General features: G+C 74.0%; 4 protein-coding genes. 2 read left to right on the forward strand and 2 right to left on the reverse strand.

Features of this window, described 5'->3' with window-relative positions; all coding sequences use genetic code 11:
• Positions 1–43 precede the first annotated feature (43 nt).
• Positions 44–1,174, reverse strand: coding sequence for a baeRF2 domain-containing protein (locus tag ACH9EU_RS15795; protein ID WP_396414855.1), 1,131 nt, complete (start codon positions 1,172–1,174; stop codon positions 44–46).
• Between the two features lie 160 nt (positions 1,175–1,334).
• Here ACH9EU_RS15795 and ACH9EU_RS15800 point away from each other — a divergent pair, with 160 nt between their 5' ends.
• Entirely contained in the window at positions 1,335–1,568 is a 234-nt protein-coding gene (locus tag ACH9EU_RS15800) for a hypothetical protein (protein WP_396414856.1), read from the forward strand.
• A gap of 63 nt (positions 1,569–1,631) precedes the next feature.
• Here ACH9EU_RS15800 and ACH9EU_RS15805 read toward each other — a convergent pair whose 3' ends face one another.
• Positions 1,632–2,003, reverse strand: a complete 372-nt coding sequence (locus ACH9EU_RS15805) for an SDR family oxidoreductase (protein ID WP_396414857.1) — start codon at positions 2,001–2,003, stop codon at positions 1,632–1,634.
• 248 nt (positions 2,004–2,251) lie between these two features.
• Between ACH9EU_RS15805 and ACH9EU_RS15810 the strand changes: the two genes are divergently transcribed.
• On the forward strand, positions 2,252–3,070 hold the full coding sequence (locus tag ACH9EU_RS15810; RefSeq protein WP_396414858.1) for a DUF4397 domain-containing protein: 819 nt from the start codon (positions 2,252–2,254) through the stop codon (positions 3,068–3,070).
• Positions 3,071–3,124: the final 54 nt, after the last annotated feature.

Below are 3,124 nucleotides of genomic sequence, written 5' to 3' on the forward strand. Positions count from 1 at the left end.
CCGGCGTCCGGCCGACGAGGGCCGCACGGCGGCCGGGACCCGGTCAGGCGGTCGGGGCGGCGCCCCAGCGCAGCAGGGCCGCCACGTCCGTGCCCGTGGGCAGCGCCCCCGGGGGCACGAAGACCGGCCGCCCGTCGGTCAGCACGGCGGCGCGCACGAGCGCGGCGTCGGCGGCGACCGGGCCGAGCACGACGCCGCCCACGGCCTCGGACTCCTGCACGGCGATCCACGGCTCGGCGTCCAGGGCGAGCAGCTGCAGCTCGTGGTCCAGGTGCGTGTCGTCGAGGAGCAGCGTCTCCACCTGCGCCTGCTGGAGCGCCGAGACGACGGGCTCGACGCCGGAGACCGCCGACGGGTCCGGGCGGCCCTGCTGCTCGGCGAGCCGCTCGAGCAGCGCGTGCTGACGGTGGGCGATCACCTCGGCCACGCGCTCCTCGACCTGGTGGTCGAAGTCCGCGGACTTGCTGCCCTCGGCACGCGTGTTGGCGTCGACGACGCTGAGCATGGCACGGGAGGCCTTCGACAGCTGCTCCTCCACGAGACCGCGCGCCCGCAGGTCGCCGGCGAGGACCACGAGCTGGGCGCCGCTGTCCGCGACCACCTTGTCGATCTGCTCGGCCACCTGCTCGGTGTTGCGCCGCCACACGTCCTCGGTGTGCCGCTGCCAGCGACCCTGGGACCAGCCGCCGCCCGGGAACTTCTTCAGGTGCTCGGTCTCCCCCTCGATCTGCTGCTCCTCCTGGGCGCGGCCACGGCTGGCGTACTGCAGGCGGATCTCGCCGCCGTCCCGGCCGACCTCGGCCACGACGTACGGGAAGTCGTCCGGGCGGTGCCGGAAGAGCGGTGTGAGATCGGGGACGTCCTCCACCCGGACCACTCCGCGCCCGGCCGGCGGGCCGGGGAGGACCTCGTCGATCTCCACGGATCCGTCGCGCACCAGGACGTACCGGCACACCGGGTCGGGCACGCCCGCGGCCGGGCGCACCGCCTTCTCCACCGCGGCGAGGTCGGCCTTGCTCGCGCCCTGCTGCTCGAGCTGTCTGCAGATGTTCTCCGGAAGGACGTCGATGGCGTGCAGCGAGTCGACCGTGCCGGTGCTGATGTCCGTGTAGACGGTGCACCAGGGGCCCTTGCTCTTGAACAGTTCGGCGTAGCGGTGGAATCGACTCGTCATGATGGACAACTCCTGCTGTTGAGCGGTGCTTCCTGTGGTGCAGACCACGTTATCCGACCGCCCCGGGGCTGGGAACCGACGGGCGGACGAGTAGGGTCGGTGTCACGCCGCCGGTCCGCGGACGGGTGGCGCCGATGGTCCCACGACGCAGGAGGCAGTCATGAGCGAGGTACCGGGTCAGGGCTACGAGTACGACGAGGCCGACCGCTTCGAGCAGACGATCGACGCCGAGCCGCCGGAGGCGGACGGGCACGACGAGGAGACGGCGGCGCACGACCACGACCGCTCGGAGGCCTCCTCCCTCGAGGCGAACCCCGCGGACGTCGAGGAGCAGGAGCAGGAGGTCGTGCTGGAGGACCCGAGCGACGAGGGGTCCTCGCTCGAGGAGCGGTGACCCCCCGCGAGGACGCCCGTCCCGTCCGGGGCACGGTGGGCCGGGCGTCCTCCCGCTCCGCCCTCACACGGCCGACCGGCCGCCGTCCGAGGGCATGATCGCCCCGTTGACGTTGGAGGCGTCGTCGGAGGCGAGGAAGACGATCACGGCGGCGACCTGCTCCGCCGTCGCGGTGCAGGGGATGTCCTGCATGAACGCGGCCATGCGCCCCGGGAAGATGTCCGAGCCCATGGGCGCCTCGATGTGGGTGGCCGTGGCGCCGGGCGCGACCGCGTTGGTGCGGATCCCGTCGGCCGGGTGCATGAGGGCGGTGCTCTTCGTCAGGCCGGCCACGGTGGCGCCCTCCCGTGCCAGGCGCAGCGCGGTGGCGCGGCCGATGCCGGAGCCCGCCCCGGTGACGACGGCGGTCCTGCCGGTGAAACGGTGGGTGTCCACGGTTCCTCCTGGTGCTCGCACGGCTGCTCCTCGCGGCCGCCCGCCGGCCCGGTCGCCGGCCCGGACCGGGGCCCGGCCACGGGCCGGCGACGGTCATCGGCCGCCCTTCCAATCTGCGGTGGGGAGGGAGCGAGGAGTCCTCCGGAAAAAAATGTGACCGGCTGCATCCAGGGACGGGTCCGCGCCGGTAGTACGGGTGCAAGGTCGATCCCGCTTCCGCCAGGGAGCCCGTCAAAGGAGCAGTTACCATGCGCAAGACCCTCTCCGCCGCAGCAGTCCTCGGTCTCGGTGCCGGTGTCCTCACCATGAGCCCGGCCTTCGCCGCCGAGCACGCCGAGCTCTCCGTGCTCCACGGTGTGCCCGACACCGTCGTGGACGTCTACGTCAACGGCGAGCTCACCCTCGACGACTTCGCCCCCGGCACGCTGGCCGGCCCGCTGGAGCTGCCCGCCGGCAGCTACGAGCTGGCCGTGACCGCCCCCGACGCGGCCGACGCGGCGGAGCCGATCATCGGCCCCGTCACGGCGGACCTGCAGGCCGGGACGAACTACACGGCCGCCGCCCACCTGGACGCCGGGGGCAACCCCACGGCCGCCCTGTTCACCAACGACATGTCCGAGGTCGAGGCCGGGAAGTCGCACCTGACCGTCCGGCACATCGCCGCCGCACCGGCCGTTGACGTCCTCGCGGGCGGCCAGGCGATCATCACCGGGCTCGAGAACCCGAACGAGGAGACCCTGCCCGTCGACGCGGGCACGGTCTCGGCGTCCGTGGCCGCCGCGGGCACCACCGACCCGGTCATCGGCCCGGCCGACCTCCAGCTCGCCGAGGGGACCCACAACATCGTCTACGCATGGGGCTCCCTCGAGGCCGGGAACCTGGACCTCGCCGTCCAGACCCTGGAGGGCATGGAGCAGGCGCCCGGGGCCGTGCCGGGTGGGCAGTCGGGGCTCGCCGCCCAGGAGCAGCGCACGATGCTGACCGCCGGCCTCGCGGCCGCCGGCGCGCTCGGGCTGATCGGCGCGGCGTACGGCGCCCGCCGGGTGCTCGTGGGGGGCCGCCGGTAGTGAACGGTCCCGACAGGCACGGTCCGGGTGCACGGCGGGCCGCGGCCCGTCGTG

It is taken from the genome of Kocuria rhizosphaerae (assembly GCF_044462265.1).
In the GTDB taxonomy this organism is placed as follows: domain Bacteria; phylum Actinomycetota; class Actinomycetes; order Actinomycetales; family Micrococcaceae; genus Kocuria; species Kocuria rhizosphaerae.

Coding starts and splice junctions, on each gene's coding strand:
- ACH9EU_RS15795 (WP_396414855.1), bottom strand. CDS start 1,174: ATGACGAGTCGATTCCACCGCTACGCCGAACTGTTCAAGAGCAAGGGC.
- ACH9EU_RS15800 (WP_396414856.1), top strand. CDS start 1,335: ATGAGCGAGGTACCGGGTCAGGGCTACGAGTACGACGAGGCCGACCGC.
- ACH9EU_RS15810 (WP_396414858.1), top strand. CDS start 2,252: ATGCGCAAGACCCTCTCCGCCGCAGCAGTCCTCGGTCTCGGTGCCGGT.